Annotated in this window: 2 protein-coding genes; both read right to left on the reverse strand. The window is 73.6% G+C overall.

The window, feature by feature from the left end; genetic code table 11:
* A partial coding sequence (locus tag H5J29_RS32520) for a DUF1775 domain-containing protein (protein ID WP_181784730.1) occupies nt 1–379 on the reverse strand: 379 nt, incomplete at its 3' end.
* Nucleotides 380–398: 19 nt separating this feature from the next.
* The gene (gene sbnB / locus H5J29_RS32525; RefSeq protein WP_181784731.1) at nt 399–1,427 is read right to left on the reverse strand and encodes a 2,3-diaminopropionate biosynthesis protein SbnB; all 1,029 of its coding nucleotides are present in this window, start codon (nt 1,425–1,427) and stop codon (nt 399–401) included.
* Between the last annotated feature and the right edge of the window lie 34 nt (nt 1,428–1,461).

Below are 1,461 nucleotides of genomic sequence, written 5' to 3' on the forward strand. Positions count from 1 at the left end.
CCCGGAACCTGACGGGGCCCGCGCCGTCGGGCATCCTGCCCACCCGCAGCACGAGGTCGACGGGCTCGGACCCGATCGGGCTACCGCGCCACTCGACGGCGGTCGCGGTGGCCGTGGCCCGCCATCCCGGCGGGGACGAGGGCTGCGGATCCACGAACGGGCGTGCGGTCGGAAGGTTCACCAGGAGCGCGACGACGGGATCGGTCGGGTCGTCGTTGCTCACCCGGAACGTCACGACGACGTCCCGGGCGCCGGCCTCGGTGTGGTCGGGCGACACGGTGACGTCCGCGGCTGCGCCCCCGACGTCCACCGTGCCGAGCCCGACGAGCACCAGGACCGTCACCAACGCCCACCGCAGCGGCCCGTCGTTCCTGCGCACCCGCGTCGCCTCCCGCCTGCTACCGGGGGCTCGGGCCGTGCCGCCTGAGCTCGTGGAAGAACCCGTCCACGACCTGCAGCTCCCCCGCCCGCACCACCTGGTCGTACACGTACCTCCCGACGGCCAGGTCCAGCACGCCCAGCCCGAACGGCGAGAAGACCACCGTGCCCTCGGCGGGCACCGACACCCGCCCGGCGAGCACGTCCTCGAGCGTCCCGGCCAGGAAGTCCCGGTGGCCCAGCCGCTGCTCCACCAGGTGCGGCGAGGTGTCCGCCTTGAGGCAGTGCTCGACGTCGTCGACGTAGTTGGTCGCGGCCAGCAGGATCTCGGGCGCGAGATCGCGCAGCGAGACGTGCAGGACCAGCGGCCCGTGGTCGAACCACGAGACGTCCGTGACGTGCGGGGTGCCCGCGATCGTCGCGAAGACCACCAGGTCGCTGTTGCGGACGAGCCCCTCCGGGGTGTCGTACCGCGTGACGACGCCCGGTGTCCCCGTGCGTTCGAGGTGCCCGCGGAAGCCTTCTGCGCTGTCCGCCGACAGGTCGAACACACCGACCTGCTCGAACTCCCAGCCGGTGCCCGCGAGGAACGTCTGGATGTAGCGCGCGATCAGTCCGGTGCCGAAGAACCCGACCCGGGTCGGACGCGCGCGGCCCTCGCTCAGCGCTCCCGCCGCCAGCGCGGCCGACGCCGCCGTCCGGGTCGCGCTGATGATCGAGCTCTCCATGCAGGCGAACGGGTAGCCGGTGGCGGGGTCGTTGAGGATCAGCACGGCGGAGGCCCGCGGGATCCCGGCCCGGACGTTGTCCGGGAAGCTGGAGATCCACTTCAGCCCGTCGACGCCGGACGGCCCGCCGAGCGAGGCGGGCAGCGCGATGATCCGCGAGGTCGGCCGGTCCGGGAACCGGAGGAAGTACGACGGCGGGTTGACCGTGTCGCCCGCCCCGTGCAGCCGGTACGTGGCCTCGACCAGATCGGTGACGGCCTGCTCCCGGCCCGCCAACGCCCCCTGGACCTGCGCCCCCGACACGACGGCGAAGGGCGGCACGGTGAGCGCGGTGTCGGCGGGCTGAGCGGTGGTG

The organism is Pseudonocardia pini, assembly GCF_013870575.1.
Taxonomy (GTDB): Bacteria; Actinomycetota; Actinomycetes; order Mycobacteriales; family Pseudonocardiaceae; genus Pseudonocardia; species Pseudonocardia pini.